The organism is Brevibacillus sp. FSL L8-0520, from assembly GCF_037963895.1.
GTDB lineage: Bacteria > Bacillota > Bacilli > Brevibacillales > Brevibacillaceae > Brevibacillus > Brevibacillus borstelensis.
Genome location: NZ_CP150171.1, coordinates 464,401 through 484,500, shown reverse-complemented (window position 1 = coordinate 484,500; position 20,100 = coordinate 464,401). Strand labels below are relative to the sequence as shown.

The window sequence follows — 20,100 nt, the reverse complement described above, 5'->3', positions numbered from 1 at the left end:
AGAATTGTTATGATGTAGAACAAATGCCAGATTGGGCAAAATATCCAGCCCGGAGGGGCGTTTATGAAGATTTGGAATGCAACGAAAAACAGAATGATCGCACAGCAGGCCAAATGTGCCGACACGTCGGTCACAAGGATGCTCGGCTTGCTCGGGAGAAGCACGCTCCCGGAGGGACAGGCATTGATCATAAACCCGTGCAAGGCTGTCCATACCTGGTTTATGCGTTTTTCCATTGACTGTCTGTTTGTCGATCAACACGGCGAGATCGTCCATCTCATGGAGGAGCTGCAACCATGGCGGTATACTCCGTTTATAAAAAGGGCGGCCTATGTTATCGAACTGCCTGCCCATACGATCCGCAACACGCAGACTGAAATAGGCGATCGACTGGAAATTACAAGCTAACGAAAGGAATCGTGACCATGATCATTCAGCCATCGAATATCCAACCTCAGCCCATTTCAGTTCTTCTGGGCCATAGTCTGAAAACGGGGAAACGGATCTGGCTCAGCCAGTTTCCCTTCCTGTTCCTGATCGTTTCCCTTCTCTTTTGGTCAGAGCAAGCGCTGACAGGATGGGCACAGTCCCAGCAGTTGAAGGAAGCGTTCAGCCCGCTGATCATGACGCCGGTCAACGGCATTCTGCTGTCCCTCTATTTCGTCTACATGGGAATCGTTTTGAAACGATCTCATTTGGGAACACAATGGGATCAGCAGCTTCAGGCGCTGACGGCCTTTGGCAGCCTGGTGCCCGTCGTTATCCTTGCCAGCCTGCTTGAATTTGCAGGGGTGGCATTGGGTACGCTACTGCTGATTATTCCGGGCATTTTGCTCATGATCTGGTTTACCGTCTTTCCTCAGGTGATCGCCTTTGAAGGGATGGGGGCGATCGCGGCACTGAAGCGAAGTCTCTTTTTGGTAAAGGGCTCCACGCTTCGCGTCCTGGGCATCATCCTGATCTTTGCCGTCGTGAGAGCAGTATTGCAATACTTGCCCGGCTTTTTGTTTCCGGCAATTGCCAGTCAGCCGGCGATAGCCTTCCTGCTCTTCCTCATACGCGAAATGCTGATATTGCCGTTTGAGGGCGCCGCCTACTACCTGCTGTACCTGGAGCTTCGCACAAGAAAAGAAGCATTCGATTTCGACGTATACCAAGAGGAGAGCAGCAGAATGTAATACCGTATCTTGTACGGACGGTCGCGGGTGGCCGTCCTTTACTCTTCCATCCTCGCCTCCGCAGATGCGGACAAGGTGGTCCCCTGGATGCCAAACATTTTCATGAAGAAAAACTGGCACTCCGCTTCCGCTTTCACGACAATGGTGCCACCGCTCACCTCTACACCGGTAAGCTGAGCCTGGGGATAATTGATCGCCAGGTAGCTGGCTGCTAGCGACCGTGCTTCGCCCGGTACAAGCACGACCCGCGGTTCTTCGGGCGGCTCTACATTCCAGAGATCGCGGTCATACGAATCCAGTCCCGCCCAGGCAGCAGCGTCAGTGGCCTCGGACAGCTTCGCCTGATGATAGGCGATCACCCCGGTGTCAATGACCAGCCCGGCCACAGCCACAAGGACAGGAAGAAAAGCGGCGAACAGCACCAGGGCGCCGCCCTTTTCGTCCCGTTTCCACCGGCCCCACTTTCGTTTCCATTCCTTTTTCCACTTCGCTGGTATTTTCATCTGACCTCATTCTTTCCTGCTCAGGATTTTTGTCCCACCGCTATAGCACTTTATAGACAGCCGTATGCTCAAGCTTTACAACAGGATTGGAGAAAAACGCGCTGATGATCGGGATCGTCACCGGGTAGTCATAAGTGACTGTCACGCTGATGTCATTTCCCGTTTCCCGGATCTGGACATCGTGAGACCCGCTCAGGCCGTTCGTTAGAATGGACAGGGCGGTGTTGCGGATTTTGGCCCGCGCGGCTCCTGCCCCCTCATCATCCCAGACAGCGCCGCCCACCCGCGCTCCCTGGCTGGCAGACAAGACCACGAGGGTTTTGGCGTACATCATATGTCCAAAAACGAGGATGCCCGTGATCAGCAGGATCATGACAGGCAGGACAATCGCAAATTCCGTGATGGCCTGCCCTTCTTCTCTTTTGACAAGTTGTCTCAGACGATTGCGGATCCCCAATACATGGTCACCACCGTTCCGATAAATATTGCGATGCCGTACGGAAATACCGGCTGGGAGCGATCTTTCAGCACATGTAAAAAGTCCTTCAGCTTTCCGCTACACAAATAGACAATAAAGAGATAGAGCAACTCGCATGTCCCTTTAAAGCCTCGCGCAGCGACAACGATCCCGGCTGCGATGACTCCGCCGACTGCGATCACGACAAAACTGTTGGTGACGATAAAGGGAAGACCCATGACCGCACCGATGCTGCCCATCATTTTTACATCTCCGGCGCCAAAGGCTCCCATCAGGTAAGGGACAAGAAATATTCCAAGTCCGGCCAGCAAGCCCAAAAGATGCTCCACGAAGCCGGACCAGCCGTACAGAATGGTGCCGTTTGCCAGTCCGGCCAGCGCGAGCGATACCGTCAACAGGTTGGGGATTCGATATTTCCACACGTCAAAGATAAGCGCGATCGTCAGACCGAACAGACAAAGACCGTACGTGAACATTTCCAAACTCAGCTGCCCTTGCCAAGACCGTCAGCAATATCTTTAAATACTTTGACAATCTTATCCTTCATGGCGACCAGGCCAGCGATGGCGGCAATCGCGATAATGCCGAGAATCAAGCCGTACTCGCTGAGCGCCTGTCCTTCTTCTTCTTTCCAAAATTTCACCAGTGCTTGTTTCATTGCGAATCCCTCCATTGAATGGTTGATTGATTTAGAAGCCTTGCAGTGTGAAAACATACCCTTCCTGCTGGAATGAATAATTGCTGTTCAGAACGTCCTTCTTGTCAACGACGATGCTGAGCGGACGTGCGTCTCCTGTCGAAAGACTGCCAATGTCCTGAGCATTCGGAGCAAACGGAACCTCGACTACCTTTTGTCCATCTGCTTGGTAAATCGTCAGCACAGCTTTCGAAAGATCGGCAGACGTCAGTGTTTTCCCTGGTACGCCATTTCGCAGCAGCATCACCGCGAGAAGCGAGCCGTCCTCCTGGTAGGCTGCCGTCACTGGAACGACATCCACGCTGCCTTCAGCCAGCGGCAGATAGAGATCCATCAGTGTCGTCAAATATTTTTTCATTTCCTCTGTTCGAAATGGTTCTTGATGCTCCAATACGGAAAGCTTCGATTCGACCCACTTTCCGCCTTGGCCGATGATTTCATCCCTTTTTGCTTTTAGCTGATCCTTTACCGCTTCCAACTGCTTTATCCGCTCCTCCAGATCTTCTTGCTGCAGATTCGCCAGTTGTTCAGCGCGATACTGAAGCTTCCGGTCAGCTCCGTTCTCCGGTCCGGTAGCAGGGGCGGACGTGCTGCTCTCCCCGCCGCAAGCGGCGAGAAAGAGGAGCAGGCACGTCGCCATCATGATGCTGCTTATCTTTTTCAGTTGCATGGTAACGTCCTTTCCATCATCCGGTCGACTCAACCAAATGACTTTCGTACATTGCTGAAGAAGCCTCCGATTGCGTTTCGTGCAGAGCTGGCTGCCTTGCGTGTCGAGCTCCACGCCCGGCTTGCTGTCTTCTTCGTCGAAGACCATGCGCGGTTCGCCGTCTTCTTCGTCGAAGACCAAGCATGGCTCGCTGTCTTCTTCGTTGCAGACCAAGCACGGCTTGCTGTCTTCTTCGTTGCAGACCATGCACGGCTTGCTGTCTTCTTTGTCGAGGACCAAGCACGGCTTGCTGTCTTCTTCGTTGCGGACCATGCGCGGCTCGCTGTCTTCTTCGTTGCGGACCATGCGCGGCTCGCTGTCTTTTTCGTTGCAGACCATGCGCGGCTCGCTGTCTTCTTCGTTGCAGACCAGGCACGGCTTGCTGTCTTCTTCGTTGCGGACCATGCGCGGCTCGCTGTCTTCTTCGTTGCGGACCATGCGCGGCTCGCTGTCTTCTTCGTTGCGGACCATGCGCGGCTCGCTGTCTTCTTCGTTGCGGACCATGCGCGGCTCGCTGTCTTTTTCGTTGCGGACCATGCGCGGCTCGCTGTCTTTTTCGTTGCGGACCATGCGCGGCTCGCTGTCTTCTTCGTTGCGGACCATGCGCGGCTCGCTGTTTTCTTCGTTGCGGACCATGCGCGGCTCGCTGTTTTCTTCGTTGCGGACCATGCGCGGCTCGCTGTTTTCTTCGTTGCAGACCAAGCACGGCTCGCTGTCTTCTTCGTCGCAGCCCAAGCACGGCTCGCTGTCTTCTTCGTTGCGGCCCAAGCACGGCTCGCTGTCTTCTTCGTCGCGGCCCAAGCACGACTAGCTGTCTTCTTCGTCGCGGCCCACGCCCTGCTTGCAGCCTGCTTTGTTGCACTCCAAGTCTGGCTCGCTGTCTTCTTTATTGCGGACCACGTATTTGCGGCAAAGTTTTTCGTCGCGTTCCATGCGTATCGGCCCAATTCTTTGCCTTTGTTCCACACCCATTTGGCGGCTGCGGCAATTTCTTTCCGATACTTCAGAGCTGTGGACACGACTGCCGCTCCAAGTGCAATCCCCGCCACGATCGGTGCAGCAGGCGTCGCAAGCAGGAACGGCAACGCCACTCCGGCAAGACCTCCGATGATATCGACGGAGCCCTCTGCGATTTTCCAGCCGTCGTTGTTCTTCGCTCCCTGAACGACATCATACACACCGAATCCAGCGGAAATCGCGGCGAACGGCGCCCCGACTTTGGCCAGAAAAACGCTGGCTGGCCCGTTTTGCAGCGTCGTCCAGGCGAACTCGTTTTTCAGCTTCGTCCACCAGCTTACATTCGCGGCGGTATTGACTGCGCCTGTAAACACGGTTTGATAGTTGAAAGCTGCCCGGAATTCCACAGCCTTGAGAGCAGGGTCTATCCCTTTCTCGATCAGCTGCACGCTCCAGTGGGTATCTCCTGCTTCGTTGAAAATCTTTGACCCGGAGGCTACGACGCCGAGGGTTCCCACAATGATGTTGCCTCCGCTCGGGGAGCTGCTGATGCTCTCTACTGCCTTGGCGACCTCCAGTACATACGTAAATGTATTATTGAATGTCTTTCCGGCCTTGTAGGCAGTGTCGTCCTGTCCCTTTCCATCCGGCAAGGCTCCGGGTGCTGCCCCGTTTGCTCCAGATCCCGGCTTTACGTCGTTCTTTTCATCTGCCTTGATCATGTTGGGAGTGGGTTTCTCGTTTGCCGACACCATCTCTGAAGGCACGGCAAACCATAGCAAGTTGAGCAGCACGATGAGGAAAACAGACACACCGGCGATCAGACGCCTACTCTGTTTTTTCCTGAACCACCTGTACATGATCTACCTTCCTTCCTGCTTAGTAAAAAAACCTCCATCGAAGACTTTGCAAGGATGAATGAATAGCGCTTTGCCGGAAGGTTTTTATGCGGTCGTATAGGGTGAGATCCACCTCCTCCAACAGATTTTGTATTTGTTATCGCAGCTACCACCCCCCTTTCTACGCGCTCCTCTCGGATGGTCAGTCATGCCTGTATGCTGCTTCCTTCCGCTCCGAGGAGCCATTTTTGCCTCAGCAAATCAGCGGTATGCTTGCCGATAAAATCCCTTGTTTCGTTCTTGGCTGTCCAGATTGCCTGCTCAAGTGTTTGCGCACCGCGCTCCGCTATTGAGACCCGCTCCACCTGAAAGGAATTCTCCAGTAAAGCGACGATGTTCTGAGCTAGCTTCTCCTCACCGGCACCAAGCCATTTCTGGGCCAGCGCTTCAGAGAGCAGTCGCTTTGTTTCCGTGCGGGCTGTATGCGACTCCAGAAGGACCAGCACTCTTTTCCGCGAGTCATCCATGAAATCCAGCATCGCTTTGTCAAGCTGAGCCACCTCTTGCTCCCTCAGCGGCTGGCCCGCCTTGATCGGCTCGAGCCGCCGCAAAACCTCTCTTCCCGATGAGTTAATGCGCTCACCGAGCTGTGCTCCTTGTTTCAGGTACTGCTTGTAGCCATCCAGGTGAGCCTGTGCCGCTCTCCCCTGCTCCTCCCCGAGACGATCCAGCACCTTCTTTCCCAATTCCTCCACGTGCCGGATGATCGGCACAAACGACTGAGGATCGACAGCCAAATTTTTTTTGAGATAACCGGCGTTGTTGTCGAGTGTCACGATCAACTGGTACATTCGCAGACAGCGCTGCGTCACGTTCTGGTCTGGGACCAACCGGCCTGTTTGATCCACGATGGCGAATTTCTCAAAATTCGTTTCCATCCGAAGCAGCACAGACATTGGATAGATGCCCACCAGACGATAAGCTTCGCCGTCCACAACCATCTCCGAGCTCATGTATATCTGCTGCAAGCCGCGCTTAAACGGGGACAGCGCTGTTTTGAAAACACCCTTTGCCGGCGACATGATCCATAGCAATTTCATTGTCAGTCCTCCTTGTTCGTACATGGACAAATCGCTTAATTCATGACAAACCGAGCCAACTCAATAAACACAGGTCCCAGCATAAATATGGTCATCGCCGGAAAGGCAAGCAGCAGCAAAGGCAGGAACAGCTTCAAAGAAGCTTCCGCACCCAGTCTTTGCGCTTTTTTCTTGCGGTCCTCCCACACCTCCGAGGCTTGCTGGCGAAGCACGCCGGTGATCCCGGAAGCCCCCCGCTCGATCGTCTGCGACAGGGCCGAGACAAACCGGCTTACCTCTTCTACCTGACAGCGATCGGCCATCCGCTCCAAAGCCTCGATTTGTCCCACGCCGTAGGCCACATCATTGACGACCGTCAACAGCTCCCGGGCGAGCACTCCCTTTTGGCGAGTCGCTACTTCGCGGAGAGCGGGAAAGAGATGAAGTCCCGCCTCGCACATGATAGCGACAGCGTTTAGCAGATGCGGAAGCTCACGGCGTATCGATTCCTGCCTGCTTTTGATCTTTTGCCTGATCCATTGCTGCGGCAGGAAGTATCCAATCAGTACGGCTCCTATGGCGATGAGGTAATAGTCGGAATTCCCGTTTGCCCAGCCCAGAAACAGAAAGTACAAGCCGGCCAGTACAGCCGATCCCGCCTGGACGCTTACGAAATTCTCCACGGTCCAGTTCTCGGCCAACCCTGCGTGAATCAGCTTGGTTTGGATATCCTTGCGCTGTTTCGGACGGATGCGAAGCCGCAAAGCAGCCATCATGCTCATCACGAAAGGAGTGATGAGGTGTACGAGACCGGTTTTTCGAGTGGTGGAAGAAGTCACGTAGGATGACATAAAGACAAAGCCCTTTTTTACTTTTTGCACCTGCAGCCATTTGGTCGGCAAAAAGAGCATGACGACCAGTACGAATGTGAAGCAGGCAATCAGCGTCGGCATAAACATTCACCCACTATATATTGATCTTCGTGATGGCGCGGCCGAGGAAGTAGTTGGCGACCAGCATCAGAGCGGCTAGGAACATCAATGACGACCCGACCCAGGAATCGTACATCGGCTGCATATAGCCCGGATTGAGCGCCATGATCGCCAGCACAATACCGAGGGGCATGAATGTGAGCATTTTTGCCTCCATTCGCTTTTGAGCTGTCGCCACCATGATTTCCTGCTGGACCGTAATCTTGTCGGTGATCATCATCGTCGTATTTTGAATGACCTCGGCCAGGTTGCCGCCGCGCGATTTCGTGATGAGGGCCGCGTTGACGAATTGCGTGACGTCCTCCTGATTGACCGCATCGCGGAATTTTTGCAGCGCTTCCTCCAGCGATACGCCAAAATGGATGTCCCGATTGAGCTTTTCCAGTTCATCCAGCATGGGGCGATCCTTTTTATGGCCGAGCTGCTTCGCCAAGTCTTGCTGACTGCGCAGGAGCGCGACCTGCAGGGAGGAACCTGCCTTCAGCGAGCTTGCGATGGACAAAATCGCCTCGCGAAACTGGAGAACCATGATCTGACGCAGTTTTTCCTGCCTTCTTTTCTTTATGGCCCGCGGAACGAAAAGCCCAAGTACGCCAAACAAGGCTGCGTAAAACTCGTTTTGGAACAGCAGCATGCCAAAGAAAAACAGCGACACGACCGAAACGGCGATCAAGAGATAGTCAAGCAGCTTCGTATCCGACGACGATCCCAGTTGCAGCCATCGCGACAGCCCGGCCCGCTCCTTCTTTGTTTCAATATGACGCAAGCGGTCAAACTGCCGGGTCAGCCACTTTTTTTGCGGAAATTCCCCGTAAATCAGCACGTACAAAAGCTCGATGAAGGAACGGAGCAATACGTACAAAGAGACCATGACCGCTACATATGTCCCTAGCATCTCAACTCCTCCGCTTCAAACATGGTTTCTCCGTATCCCCTGGACAGCCATTTCTCCATCTGCATGACCGGCTCGCCGGTCGGAACGAGAGCCCCCCGCAGCCGACCGTCCTCATCCATGCCTTCCATCCTCCAGCGAAACAGGTCGACGCACTCGATTTCGCCATCGACGTAATCACGGATTTCCGAGATTTGCAGGACCTTGCGGGAGCCGTCGCGAAGGCGGCCCAGGTGAACGATAATCTCTACCGCAGAGGCAATCTGCCTGCGGATGGCGGGGAGAGGCAGTTCCAGTCCCGACATCAGTACCATCGTCTCGAGACGAGACAGCATGTCGCGCGCCGAGTTGGCGTGGCCCGTCGTCAGCGAGCCGTCGTGGCCCGTATTCATCGCCTGCAGCATGTCAACGGCCTCTCCTCCGCGGACCTCCCCGACGACAATCCGGTCAGGACGCATCCGGAGCGCTGTCCGTACCAGGTCGCGAATGGCGATGGCGCCTTTCCCTTCTACGTTGGGCGGCCGCGTCTCCAGGCGGACAAGGTTTTCAATATGAGTGACCTTCAGCTCGGCCGCATCCTCTACCGTAATCACCCGCTCCGTCTGCGGAATGAACATGCTGAGCGCATTGAGAAACGTGGTCTTCCCCGAGCCGGTTCCCCCGGAAACCACGATGTTGTACCGGGCACAAATCAGCTTTTCGAGCCACTCTGCTATTTGAGGGGAAAGGGCCCCCAGCTCCACCAGCTCCTGCATGGTGTAAGGATTTTCAGGAAACTTCCGAATCGTTACGATCGGCCCGGACAGCGAGATCGGACGGATGACTACGTTTACGCGCGAACCGTCGGCGAGCCGGGCATCCACGATCGGATCGCTTTCATCCACTTTGCGGTTGATCGGGGCCACGATTTTTTCGATCAGGTGCAGCAGCTCCGACTCGGACTCGAACTGCAGCGGGGCGCCTTTTTCCGTCATCGCCCGGCGCATTCTCCCTTTTTCCTCAATGAAAATCCGTTCAATTCCGTTGATCATGATCTCTGTGATCTGCTCGTTCTTCACCAACGGATCAATAATTCCGTAGCCGACCAGCTGCTGGACAATTTCTTCGACCATTGTCCGCTTTTCTTCCAAGGTGAGAAGGGCATGGCCGAAGCGGGACTCGCTCTCCTCTTCAAGCACTTTCCAGATCACCTGGCGAAGCAGCTCCGGCTGGCTCAGCAGCTGTTGATCCTTTTCGTTCTGCTCGATGATTCGCTCGCGGACAGCCTGTTTCAGCTCGGGAAGCTGGACGGTTTCCTGCGCACGCCCTTCTGCCGGGCCCTCGCCGGTCGCACCCGCCTTCTTTTGCCTAATGGCCTCTTCTACCCGCACGTGTAAACACCCCCCGCAAGCTGAAGCCCTTGCCCAGCTCTCTTTTTGTAAAAACCGGACAGATGAAGTGTGCAATACGCCGGTAGTACCTGTTGATCTTCAGATGGGGTCTCTCGACGAGCGAGATTCCCCGGTTCGTAAAGCCTTGTATCTGCTGATACATATCCGGGATGGTTTCCGCGATTGGCATGGAGAGGATCTCCTCCAGCTCCGAGGTCGGGAACCCGATCGACGAATGGTAGCGATTGAGCACCAAATAACGGGATTGGAGCGGCCGGTTCAGCTTTTCGACGATATCAAAGGTGGACAAGAGCGACCAGTTGGCGACCACATCCGTCGTCGTCACGTAGAACAGATCGGTCGCTGCGCTCAGCAGAGCGATATTTTTCGGGGAGAGGTCGGTCGATGTATCCATGACGATTACCTCGTAGTCGAGCGCCTCCAATCCCTCCAATATTTTGTCGGTCATGTCCAGCGTCATGTTGCTCATCTTGAAATGCGTAGCCGCACTCAGAACATGCAGCTTTTTCCCCTCTACCTCGACCTGGTGAACCGACTCTTTGAGAGTCGCCACGAGGTCATCCTTTTGTCCGATTCCCTGCTCGATCATCCTGATCGCATCTGTCAATCCCCGGGTCCGGGGCAAATACAGATAGGCAGATATTTGTCCGAAGGTAGCGAAGTCGACAAGCAGCACCTTCTTATCTTTTAGTGCCAGCTGGCAGGCCGTGTTGATCGCCAGCGTCGTCTTCCCTACCCCTCCCTTCGGAGAAAAGAACAATACTTTTCGCGTTTCCTGATTGCCCAGAAACTCGTTCACCGCCGCCTTGCTTTGGACAGGCTGCGTATGTCCCGGCGTAAAAGAATAGATCCGGGGAGCCAGCAAATCGTACGGGATGTATTTATAGACGAACTCTACGGTTCCGCCGTGGAGATCCACCTGCAGCTTCCGCAGCTTTTCCATCTGGTCCGTCCAAATCATGATCTTGGCTACCCGGCGATTCCTGATCTGAATGATCTCCTCTTGCGGGTTCGGCATCAAATCCAGGTTGATCAATACCACATCTACATCATGGGCCCCGCAGTAGGCATACAGCTCTGCCAGGGAACGGACTTGCGCAACCACGCGAATGGTCGGGTGATTTTGTTCAAAATAGTGTTGAATGTCCTGTGTATGCTCACGATCCGTATCCGCTACAGCCACTCGGATAAACGAGGTTGCGCTTGCAGTCGTGTTGTCGTACTCCATCTCTTTTCACCTTCTTTTGCGATCCTTATTTCAGCAGCAGCGAATCTGTTACCGGAGCAACCCTCTCCCGGTCTCCGTTCCAAGGGTTCAGGATCAGATCGATATCACCCTTGTGCTTGGCGAGCGAGAGTTTGACGGCTTCCTGCGGAGAAACGAGAAGCGTGACGTGCTGCATGACGCTCTCCCTTCCTTCGCCCTTCACATTCACACGCTCGATGTCAAACACCTCGACCTGCTGCAGAATCATGTGGGAAACAGATTCTCCTATCGCTTTCGAGTCTGATTTGGAGGTGTAGATCACGTCGACCCAATCCCCTTTGCTCAGTCTGTTGTCCACCACGGAAGCCGGTGGCAGCGCGACGGATATCAAGCGCTTTTCTTTTGGAATGAAGTAGGTCATATCCACGCTGCCGTCCTTGCGCAAATACATGCTTCGCTGTTCAGGAAAGATGAGCGCTTTGGGGTCCAGTTCCATCGGTTTGCCCGCTTCGATTTTTTGCAGGGTGATGCCGCCTACGACATCTTCCTTGACGGTAACCGGCTTGGTAATCAGCAATCGTGCCGAGTCAGCCGCTACCTCGACGGGCTTTACCATGTCTTCGGTAATGAGCGTGTGTGCCGGAATTTCCTTGGCCGCGACAATGACCACCGTCGTTTGGCGCAACGAATCCAAATATTCGTACACGGAATATGCGATAGCTCCTGCACTCACTAAAATAAAGAAAATACGCCAGCCCACTTTCGCAAACATATGAGTTCCTCCTGCTATGACATTGCCATCGTTTCAATACATTTCCTCTATAGACCGAAAAACCCAAAGATTGGTTGCAAAAAGTAAGAAAAAAACACCATTTTTTATGAAAAAAATTGGGTGTTTTTTCTAAGCATTGTCGCATATCCTGATGGATTCAATGGGAATACCTGTACATAAGAACTGGAGGAAAACGGGAAAATAAGCAAAAAACTAGCCCAAGGAGATTACTTATGGACCTGTCCTCCCAATCAAAAGTCTCTGGTTTTGTCATACCGGTGGAAGGATTGAAGTCCCCGGAAGAGCGGTTGCAGCCTTTTGCCTGGTTTCAAAAAATGCGGAAGGAATCCCCTGTTTCCTTTGATGCCAAGCGAAACTCCTGGGACCTCTTCCGCTACGACGATATTCTGGCCGTTCTCAAGGACCCCGCTGCCTTTTCATCGGTGAGGCCGCAGCAGGGCCCTGTTTTGTTGGGAAGTATTTTGGGGATGGACCCACCGAAGCACCATCAGATGAGAAATATCGTGAGCAAAGCGTTTACACCCCGTTCAATCGCTGAACTGGAGCCACGCATTACAGAGATCATGGGTGAGCTGATCGCACAAACAGAAGGGAAAACCGAGATCGATCTGCTCCAAAGCATTTCGATCCCGCTGCCTGTCATCGTGATCGCCGAGCTTCTCGGCGTTCCTGCGGCAGATCGCCAGCTGTTCAAGGACTGGTCGGATCGAATCGCCGAGTCGGTCGAGGACGACTCCGAAGCAGCCATCCAAAAATTTCTCGCTGATAAAGAAAAGGTACGCCGCGAGCTTGACGATTATTTCATGAAAGTAACGCTGGAGCGGAGAAAACAGCCCGAGGATGATTTGATCACCAAGCTGGTGCAAGCAGAAGTAGACGGGGAGAAACTGACGGACGAGGAAATCATGGAGTTCTGCATTCTGCTTTTGGGTGCCGGCAACGAGACGACGACCAACCTGATTACGAATGCTGTTCGCATCTTTATGGAAGAGCCGAGTCTCCAGGAAAAGCTGAGGCAGCAGCCGGAGCTGATGAAGGGGGCGATCGAAGAGGTTCTGCGCTACTACTCGCCCATTCTGGCGATGAACCGCTATGCGACAAAGGATGTGGAAATCGGCGGGAAGCAGGTGAAAAAGGGCGACCTCGTCGTGACCTGGATCGGTTCCGCCAACCGGGATGAGGAAAAATTCCCGGACGCCGACCGTTTTATCGTCGACCGCACGCCCAATGCCCATCTCGCTTTCGGACAGGGCATCCATTTTTGCCTGGGCGCCCCGCTCGCCAGACTGGAGGCATTGATCGCCCTGCCGCTCATCCTCGCTCATTTCCACGACATGAGGCTGCCCGAGGGAACGAAGCTGGAGGCGATCCCCAGCACTTTTGTTTACGGCGTAAAGGAGCTGCCGGTCCAGTTTACTCCTGCCGCCTATCATTAAGAGCGTTTTTTGAACAAAAAAACGGACTTGGGCAAAGTCCGTTTTTCTGTTCTTATGCTTGTGCTTGCTGAGAAAGCTCATACAAATAAAACACGTAGTCCGTCGGCACGCCTGCGTACCCCTGCTGTCTGAGCATCGCCGCAATATTCCCGCGATGGTATGTGCCATGGTTGACGACGTGCTGCACGATATCAGAATACCTGGCCTCCAGCACCCCGTAAGTAGGATGGCGGTATTGAGTCGTCGCGTCCAGAATCTGGCAAACCCGCCAAAAACTCCTTGTACCTCTCGGAGGCAGTGCGGAACAGCTGCTGGAGTTCCTCTGCGCTTTTGCCATTCGTCTCCTCGGTGATGCCCCCGATCGCCTCTCTTATCTTCTCAAAGCTTTCGCCAGCCATCGCGTACAGCCAAATATGATCTGCCGTATAGATATGAACCAGTGCACTGTAAACAGAAGAAAAAATGCTCTGAATCTCTTGACGGCAGGCTTCTTCGGGCAATTCCTTCAGTTGTTGAAAAATCCTCTCATTGGCCCATATGTGGTATTCGTACAATTGTACTGCGTGGTGCTTCATTTCAGATACGCCTCCATTCGCCTAACCTTTTCATGTCCACAGCATAACCGAGATTCACTGACAAATACAGTCAGTCAAGATGAATACGTTTCGTAATGCACAAGCAATGCCTTCGTGACACTCACCATTCTTTCCCGAAGCAGCTTCGGCTCCAGCACTTGAATCGCTCCACCGTACGGCAGCAGAAAGTACGGTACGTAACCCGAGATCGATTCTTCATCCAGTTGAAAGCGGGCCTCACCCTCCGACCGCTCCACCAGAGCGTGTCCGAACAGCCAATGTTCGCAAAGGTCGCGTATGGCATGGGGTTTTCCCTTGATCCGAACGGCAATGAGCTTTTTCCTCTCCGCATCGGGCAGCAAGTTTTGCATGAAAAACTGCCTTGCGGAAAAATCGTCGGGTGGTTGGAACAAAGCATCAGTCCGGGATACGTGATGAATTCTGTCTACGCGAAAGCTGCGGATCTCGCATCGCAGATGGCAATAGCCGACGACGTACCACTTGTTCTTCCAGTAAACCAGCCCGTATGGATCGACATCGCGGACCTGCGGAGACGGATCACGGCCCTTTTGATAGGCCATGGACAGCGTATACCCATCCGCTACCGCTCGCTGCAGCTCTTGCAAAACTGACTCTATCGCAGGATTCGGTGGCGGGTTAATCACATCGAAACCGCGTTCATTCCGCTGAATATGATGCAACTGCTCCTGATTGGTGTACCTCTTCAGCTTGGACACGGCACTGTCCAACGCCTCGCCAAAAGGATAACCGGCCTCTTTCGCAAAAATGGCTGCATGAATCAGCGCCTTCTGCTCGTCCAGGTCGAAAAACAAAGGAGCCTCGATGAAGTGATCGGGCAGGGTATATCCGCCATTGTGACCGGAATCGGCGATGATCGGCACGCCGCTCGCGCACAAGGCATCGATGTAACGGTAGACGGTCCGGATATGAATCTCCAGCGTCTCTGCCAGCTTCTTGGCCGTCATCCGTCTCCCTGTTTTCAAGAGCCACAAGATGGAAAGCATGTTGTCGGCTTTTGACATGTTATGAAGTGCTCCTTTCCTGTTGGCGAGGTTATCGTTATTTCTGTTCACCGCATTAAGATCCGGTTCTCTTTTTTCATGTGGAATTGATATACAATTATCCATGAAGGCACCATAAACCTGCTGGCTTGTTCCATTCGTTCATGCTAAAAAGCATCGTTCCCGTTCTCCGTTATTTTGGGAATGATGCTTTCCATTGCCGATGTAGTCCCATAGAAATGATCGGAACCCTATTCTGAGGCACGTCTCGTCCCCCTAAAAAACAGGGAGGTGTCGCTCATGATAAAGCGAATCCTATGGTTTATTGTAACAATTGGCTTCGTCATCCTTTTTGTGGCAGGCTGTTCTGAATTCTTTGGGACCATACCAGACAGAGTCAAAGTACGACAACAAGCCATTGCCTACATTCATAACAAATACAATGTTCCCATCGAACAGATAAAAACGGATATTCCTTCTTATCGGTATGGAACTTTGCGCTATGTAATACATGTATTCGATACAGAAAGCGAGGACGTCTATTTCCTATCTGTTAGAATCAGGCCGAAAAACCATGTGGAAGACATAGAAGAGCCTATGGGGAATCCTATCAAGGAATGAAAAAGCAGTTGTAATAAAAGCAATCAGCCGTTTGATGCTGCAGCCTTGAATCCGCTACAGGCCGAGGATGAGCGATAAGCCACTTTCCCCAACCAACAGCCATCGGACGCCTTTAACGGAAACACTTTCGTTCTCGTACCTCAAGAGACAAAAAAAAAAAGACCACGTCAGTTCGGGTCCTTCGCATGCTTTCCGATCATATCCAGTTCCACGTCTGCAACCCTTCGGTTTACATACCGTACTTTCTCTTTCATGTCGCGAATCTCGGACAGTACCAAATTATCGCTATTAATATTGGCGATGTGCTGGGAGTGAAGCGCGACTTTTATTTCGTCTACCTTTGTATCCAGTCGGTCAAAACGTTCCTCCAAATGGTCTACCTTTGCCTCTAGCCGATCAAAACGTTCTTCTTGTCGATCTACTTTCTCCTCAAGTCGCTCGAACCGCCCTTCCAACTGGTCCACCTTTGCCTCCAGCCGATCAAAACGTTCCTCTTGTCGATCTACCTTCTCCTCAAGCCGGTCGAACCGCCCTTCCAACTGGTCGAATCGTCCCTCCAACTGGTCGAATCGTCCCTCCAACTGGTCGAATCGTCCCTCCAACTGATCGAACCTTTCTCCCATCCGCTTCATGCCTTCCGCGATTTCCAACAGGAGCTTTTCCATTCCGCTGTTCCCCTCCTTATGGGCATTATACAGGATTTCTGTCGGCTTGTAACTCACTGAGAAAGGGCCTTCATAAAGAAGGCCCCGCTGTTTTTCCCACTATTCTTTTGTATTGCGCCAAAGGCATAGCGCCTCTACTATCAGTACTCATAGCCTGACGCTATTATTTCAAAGCGCCCTCTACTTCTTTTACCATTGCGTCGACGGAGACGAGTCCGCCGCCGGACAGATACCAGAAGTCCGGTTTGAGATAAACGATGTGCCCTTCTTTAAAGGCTTTCGTTTTCTTCACCAGTTCGTTTTCAACTACACCCTTCGCGGAGGATTCTCCCCCAACTGCAGCGGTGCGGTCGATGACGAACAAGAAGTCCGGGTCTTTCTCCACGATGTATTCAAAAGAGATGCTTTGACCGTGAGTGGATACCTCGATGTTCTTATCTGCCGGTGTAAAGCCAAACACGTCGTGAATAATGCCGAAACGGGAGCCTGCTCCATACGCGCTTACTTTGCCGTCGTTGGCCAGAATGATCAGCGCGTTTTTGCCGCTGGCTGTTGCTTCTGCGTTCAGTTTTTTGATCGATTCATTGATTTTCGCCAGTTCTTCTTCAACGGCTGCTTCTTTGCCAAAAATTTGGCCAATCGTTTTTGCGTTCTCGGTAAAGGACTCCATATAGCGGGAGGTGTCCACGCCCTGGTAGATCGTTGGTGCGATCGCTTTGAATTCTTCATACATAGCCTGTTGGCGGCCAGAGATGATGATCAGGTCAGGCTTCACTTCGTTGATTTTCTCAAAATCAGGCTCTTTCAGGCTTCCTACATTCACATACTTGTCATCCTTGTATTTTTCGAGGTAAGTAGGAATGCTTGTTTTTGGCAGCGCCGCTACTTCAACGCCCAGCTTATCCAGCGTATCCAGCGTACCGAAGTCAAAGACAACAACTTTTTTCGGGTTTTTCTTCACTTTGGTTTCGCCCAGCTGGTGTTTGATCGTCAGCTCTTCGCCTTGCGCTTCCGTTGCCGGCGTTCCTTGCGCTCCCTGCGCTTGCGGCTGCTCTGCCGTGCTATTAGTGCTGCCGGTCGTGCTGGAACCGCCCGAACCGCATGCTACTGCAAAGACTGCCAGTACGGCAATCATGAGATATACTGCTACCTTCTTCATGTCGTCACCTCTAAAAGGGATTTTTTATATTGCATCGATGATTGTCTGGAAAAGAGTCTGGCTATTTAAAAACGGGATTTCTCTTTTTCAGACACCATCGAAATGATGCCTGACACAATAGATTTTCATCAAGAGAAGTAAATACAGATTTTATTGTCATCGATGTGCTGGATCGGAATGTCCATGTCATAGACCTCTTTCAACACGGGAGACGTGATAATCTCCTCGATCGTTCCCTCCCGGACGATCTTTCCGTCCTTGAGCGCCACGATGTAGTCGGAGTAACAGGAGGCGAAATTGATGTCATGGATGACGATCACCACTGTTTTCCCCAGCTCATCCACCAGTCTGCGGACAATCTTCATGATCTGTACGGAATGCTTCATGTCGAGATTGTTGAGCGGCTCATCCAGCAGGATGTATTCGGTGTCCTGAGCAATGACCATCGCGATATAGGCGCGCTGCTTCTGTCCCCCGCTGAGCTGGTCCAAATATTTGTCCTGCATGTCATGAAGCTCCATATAGCGGATCGCTTCGTCGACATGCTTCCAATCCTCCTCTGTCAGCCGTCCCTGCGAATAGGGGAAGCGTCCAAAGGAAACCAGCTCGCGGACCGTCAGCCGCAGATTGATGTGATTGGACTGCTTCAGAATGGAAATCTTTTTGGCCAGGTCGTTGCTTTTGCACTTGCCGACTTCCTGACCGTCAATGTAGATATCCCCTTCGTCCATGGCGATCAAGCGGCTGATCATCGACAGCAATGTGCTTTTGCCTGCCCCGTTTGGACCGATAAAGGAGGTGATTTTCCCTTTGGGGATTTTTACAGAGACGTTTTCCACTACTTTTTTCTGTCCGTATTTTTTGGACACGCTTCTTACCTCTACCATGATTTATTCTCCTTCAATAGTAGATAGATAAAATACACGCCGCCGACAAAGTTGATGATGACGCTAAGGGTTGTCGAGAAGGTAAACACCCTCTCTACGATGAGCTGCCCTCCGACGAGTGCAATCACGCTGATGAAGATGGAACCGAGAATCAAATACTTGTGGTTGTAGGTTCTCATGAATTCGTACGTGACGTTGACCACAAGCAGTCCCAGGAAGGTGATCGGCCCGACCAAAGCAGTCGAGATCGAGATCAGAATCGCTACGGCGACCAGCAGCCTTTTGACTACATAGTCGTAATCAACCCCCAGGTTTATGGCTTGATCTCTCCCCAATGACAGGACATTGAGGTATTTATTGAACCGCCAAAAATAAGCGAATACAAGCACCATCAGGATACCGGCGATGCCGATCAGATTGTTGTTGATGTTGTTGAAGCTGGCGAAACTCTTGTCCTGGATGACCTGAAACTCGTTCGGATCGACCAGCACCTGCATGAACGTCGCCATGCTCTGGAACAATGTCCCGAAGATGATGCCGATCAGCAGCAGATAGTAAATATTTTGCTGATCCCGTTTAAACAGGATCTTGTACAAAACAGCCGAGAACAGAACCATCAGGCCCACGCACAACAGAAAGTTCAAATTGTTGTCTACCATGGTGAGCGACTTGGAGCCGAATACGTAAATGACGAAGGTTTGGATCAGCATATAAAGCGAATCCAGGCCCATGATGCTCGGTGTCAGGATTCGGTTGTTCGTAATCGTCTGAAACACCAGTGTCGAGTAGGCGATGGCTGTTCCCGTCAGAATAATCGCCAGTACCTTCAAGCTCCGCCGGGGAAGGATGTAATCCCAGTTGCCCCCTGCTTTGATTGTCATAAAAATGGCGATCAAAACGAGGGCCGCCGCTGCCAACCAGACCATTTTCTTTTTATATGCCATATGCCTTTCTCCTCATCAGTAAATAAGCAAAGATACCACTTCCGAGCACCCCGACGGTCAGGCTGATGGAAATTTCGTATGGGTAGATGATGACCCGGCCAAGGATGTCGCAGAAGAGTACGAATACGGCTCCCAATAAAGCGGTATGAGAAAGGCTGTTTTTCAGGTTGTCGCCACGATAGATCGAAACGATGTTCGGGATGATCAGGCCCAGAAACGGAATCATCCCCACAGTCAACACGACGGACGCGGTGACCAGGGCAACAATCACCAATCCAATGTTGACCACCCGCCTGTAATTCAGGCCCAAATTCTTGGAAAAGTCCTCGCCCATCCCGGCTATCGTAAATTTGTTGGCGTACAGGTATGCGATAACAAGCAGCGGAATGCTGATGTACATCAGCTCGTAGCGCCCTTTCATGATCATGGAAAAATCGCCCTGCAGCCATGCCGACATGTTCTGGATCAGGTCGTACTTATACGCGATAAAGGTAGCGAAGGAGCTGATGATGTTCCCGAACATCAGTCCGACGAGCGGGATGAAGATCGTATCCTTGTACTTGATCTTCTCCAGGATTCTCATGAACACAAAAGTGCCCAGCAAGGCAAAGACGAAAGAAATCAGCATCTTGACCAACGGACTTGCCGTGGTAAACAGCATCAGCGATACGAGAATCCCCAATCTGGCGGAATCTAGCGTCCCTGCTGTCGTGGGAGAAACAAATTTATTCCGGCTTAGCTGCTGCATGATCAGACCGCAAATACTCATGCTGACGCCTGCAATAATAATGCTGATCAGACGGGGAAGCCTGCTCACGAGCAGTATTTCGACCTGGTCGTCTGTCAGCTGGAATACATCCAGCGGGGAAATGTCCTTTACACCGATAAAGACAGACCCGAATGAGAATAGAAGCAGTGCAAGAAACAAATATCCGATTTTCATTGGCTCTTTCCTTTGTGGTCAGGTAAGATTCTCAGTCAAAATGCCTATGAAGCACAAGAATATGTACTTCCGGCATCCAATAATGATATTCATTATCATCTGATTACATTGAGTATTATACCCATTCATTTAC

General features: G+C 52.2%; 24 protein-coding genes. 4 read left to right on the top strand and 20 right to left on the bottom strand.

The window, feature by feature from the left end; translation table 11 throughout:
- Window positions 1-63 precede the first annotated feature (63 nt).
- Both NSQ24_RS02785 and NSQ24_RS02780 read left to right on the top strand, forming a co-directional pair.
- Window positions 64-408 (top strand): DUF192 domain-containing protein, encoded by a 345-nt coding sequence (locus NSQ24_RS02785; RefSeq protein ID WP_003393146.1) that lies wholly within the window; start codon window positions 64-66, stop codon window positions 406-408.
- 17 nt (window positions 409-425) lie between these two features.
- The gene (locus tag NSQ24_RS02780; RefSeq protein ID WP_003393144.1) at window positions 426-1,178 is read left to right on the top strand and encodes a hypothetical protein; all 753 of its coding nucleotides are present in this window, start codon (window positions 426-428) and stop codon (window positions 1,176-1,178) included.
- A gap of 38 nt (window positions 1,179-1,216) precedes the next feature.
- Here NSQ24_RS02780 and NSQ24_RS02775 read toward each other — a convergent pair whose 3' ends face one another.
- From NSQ24_RS02775 to cpaB, 12 genes are all read right to left on the bottom strand, one after another.
- On the bottom strand, window positions 1,217-1,681 hold the full coding sequence (locus NSQ24_RS02775; protein WP_003393143.1) for a pilus assembly protein TadG-related protein: 465 nt from the start codon (window positions 1,679-1,681) through the stop codon (window positions 1,217-1,219).
- Between the two features lie 40 nt (window positions 1,682-1,721).
- Window positions 1,722-2,138, bottom strand: coding sequence for a TadE family protein (locus NSQ24_RS02770; protein WP_003393141.1), 417 nt, complete (start codon window positions 2,136-2,138; stop codon window positions 1,722-1,724).
- Window positions 2,117-2,635: an A24 family peptidase gene (locus NSQ24_RS02765; RefSeq protein ID WP_024984299.1), complete on the bottom strand. Its 519-nt coding sequence runs from the start codon at window positions 2,633-2,635 to the stop codon at window positions 2,117-2,119. Before NSQ24_RS02765 ends, NSQ24_RS02770 begins: the two co-directional genes overlap by 22 nt.
- Before the next feature lie 8 nt (window positions 2,636-2,643).
- Window positions 2,644-2,817 (bottom strand): Flp family type IVb pilin, encoded by a 174-nt coding sequence (locus tag NSQ24_RS02760; protein WP_003393138.1) that lies wholly within the window; start codon window positions 2,815-2,817, stop codon window positions 2,644-2,646.
- Between the two features lie 31 nt (window positions 2,818-2,848).
- Entirely contained in the window at window positions 2,849-4,366 is a 1,518-nt protein-coding gene (locus tag NSQ24_RS02755) for an SLAP domain-containing protein (RefSeq protein ID WP_339167197.1), read from the bottom strand.
- Window positions 4,367-4,372: 6 nt separating this feature from the next.
- Window positions 4,373-4,498 carry a hypothetical protein gene (locus NSQ24_RS02750; RefSeq protein WP_339167195.1) on the bottom strand — a complete coding sequence of 42 codons (126 nt, stop codon included), beginning with the start codon at window positions 4,496-4,498 and terminating at the stop codon, window positions 4,373-4,375.
- Between the two features lie 1,069 nt (window positions 4,499-5,567).
- Window positions 5,568-6,461, bottom strand: a complete 894-nt coding sequence (locus NSQ24_RS02745; protein WP_003392776.1) for a hypothetical protein — start codon at window positions 6,459-6,461, stop codon at window positions 5,568-5,570.
- 35 nt (window positions 6,462-6,496) lie between these two features.
- The gene (locus NSQ24_RS02740) at window positions 6,497-7,393 is read right to left on the bottom strand and encodes a type II secretion system F family protein (protein ID WP_003392782.1); all 897 of its coding nucleotides are present in this window, start codon (window positions 7,391-7,393) and stop codon (window positions 6,497-6,499) included.
- Window positions 7,394-7,406: 13 nt separating this feature from the next.
- Window positions 7,407-8,327 (bottom strand): type II secretion system F family protein, encoded by a 921-nt coding sequence (locus NSQ24_RS02735; protein ID WP_003392784.1) that lies wholly within the window; start codon window positions 8,325-8,327, stop codon window positions 7,407-7,409.
- Window positions 8,321-9,694 (bottom strand): CpaF family protein, encoded by a 1,374-nt coding sequence (locus NSQ24_RS02730; protein ID WP_122958033.1) that lies wholly within the window; start codon window positions 9,692-9,694, stop codon window positions 8,321-8,323. The genes NSQ24_RS02735 and NSQ24_RS02730 overlap by 7 nt, the downstream gene beginning before the upstream one ends.
- Window positions 9,672-10,943 (bottom strand): AAA family ATPase, encoded by a 1,272-nt coding sequence (locus NSQ24_RS02725; protein ID WP_003392786.1) that lies wholly within the window; start codon window positions 10,941-10,943, stop codon window positions 9,672-9,674. Before NSQ24_RS02725 ends, NSQ24_RS02730 begins: the two co-directional genes overlap by 23 nt.
- A gap of 25 nt (window positions 10,944-10,968) precedes the next feature.
- On the bottom strand, window positions 10,969-11,694 hold the full coding sequence (gene cpaB, locus NSQ24_RS02720) for a Flp pilus assembly protein CpaB (protein ID WP_003392790.1): 726 nt from the start codon (window positions 11,692-11,694) through the stop codon (window positions 10,969-10,971).
- Window positions 11,695-11,927: 233 nt separating this feature from the next.
- Here cpaB and NSQ24_RS02715 point away from each other — a divergent pair, with 233 nt between their 5' ends.
- A complete protein-coding gene (locus NSQ24_RS02715; RefSeq protein ID WP_003392793.1) occupies window positions 11,928-13,151 on the top strand; it encodes a cytochrome P450 in 1,224 nt (407 codons plus the stop codon).
- A gap of 52 nt (window positions 13,152-13,203) precedes the next feature.
- On the opposite strand, the gene NSQ24_RS02710 is transcribed toward NSQ24_RS02715, so the two are convergent.
- The 3 genes from NSQ24_RS02710 to NSQ24_RS02700 all read right to left on the bottom strand — a co-directional run bounded on the left by NSQ24_RS02710 (window position 13,204) and on the right by NSQ24_RS02700 (window position 14,769).
- Window positions 13,204-13,338 carry a DinB family protein gene (locus NSQ24_RS02710; protein ID WP_313897918.1) on the bottom strand — a complete coding sequence of 45 codons (135 nt, stop codon included), beginning with the start codon at window positions 13,336-13,338 and terminating at the stop codon, window positions 13,204-13,206.
- A gap of 4 nt (window positions 13,339-13,342) precedes the next feature.
- Entirely contained in the window at window positions 13,343-13,726 is a 384-nt protein-coding gene (locus tag NSQ24_RS02705; RefSeq protein WP_313897917.1) for a DinB family protein, read from the bottom strand.
- 74 nt (window positions 13,727-13,800) lie between these two features.
- Window positions 13,801-14,769: a YafY family protein gene (locus tag NSQ24_RS02700; RefSeq protein ID WP_024984294.1), complete on the bottom strand. Its 969-nt coding sequence runs from the start codon at window positions 14,767-14,769 to the stop codon at window positions 13,801-13,803.
- 279 nt (window positions 14,770-15,048) lie between these two features.
- Here NSQ24_RS02700 and NSQ24_RS02695 point away from each other — a divergent pair, with 279 nt between their 5' ends.
- The gene (locus NSQ24_RS02695) at window positions 15,049-15,369 is read left to right on the top strand and encodes a hypothetical protein (RefSeq protein WP_024984293.1); all 321 of its coding nucleotides are present in this window, start codon (window positions 15,049-15,051) and stop codon (window positions 15,367-15,369) included.
- 167 nt (window positions 15,370-15,536) lie between these two features.
- Here NSQ24_RS02695 and NSQ24_RS02690 read toward each other — a convergent pair whose 3' ends face one another.
- The 5 genes from NSQ24_RS02690 to NSQ24_RS02670 form a co-directional block, all read right to left on the bottom strand.
- Window positions 15,537-16,034, bottom strand: coding sequence for a hypothetical protein (locus NSQ24_RS02690; protein WP_227278001.1), 498 nt, complete (start codon window positions 16,032-16,034; stop codon window positions 15,537-15,539).
- Between the two features lie 163 nt (window positions 16,035-16,197).
- Entirely contained in the window at window positions 16,198-17,193 is a 996-nt protein-coding gene (locus NSQ24_RS02685) for a siderophore ABC transporter substrate-binding protein (RefSeq protein WP_024984291.1), read from the bottom strand.
- A gap of 128 nt (window positions 17,194-17,321) precedes the next feature.
- The gene (locus NSQ24_RS02680) at window positions 17,322-18,080 is read right to left on the bottom strand and encodes an ABC transporter ATP-binding protein (protein ID WP_003392803.1); all 759 of its coding nucleotides are present in this window, start codon (window positions 18,078-18,080) and stop codon (window positions 17,322-17,324) included.
- Window positions 18,074-19,024, bottom strand: coding sequence for an iron chelate uptake ABC transporter family permease subunit (locus tag NSQ24_RS02675; RefSeq protein WP_003392805.1), 951 nt, complete (start codon window positions 19,022-19,024; stop codon window positions 18,074-18,076). Before NSQ24_RS02675 ends, NSQ24_RS02680 begins: the two co-directional genes overlap by 7 nt.
- Entirely contained in the window at window positions 19,014-19,967 is a 954-nt protein-coding gene (locus tag NSQ24_RS02670; RefSeq protein WP_003392809.1) for an ABC transporter permease, read from the bottom strand. Before NSQ24_RS02670 ends, NSQ24_RS02675 begins: the two co-directional genes overlap by 11 nt.
- Between the last annotated feature and the right edge of the window lie 133 nt (window positions 19,968-20,100).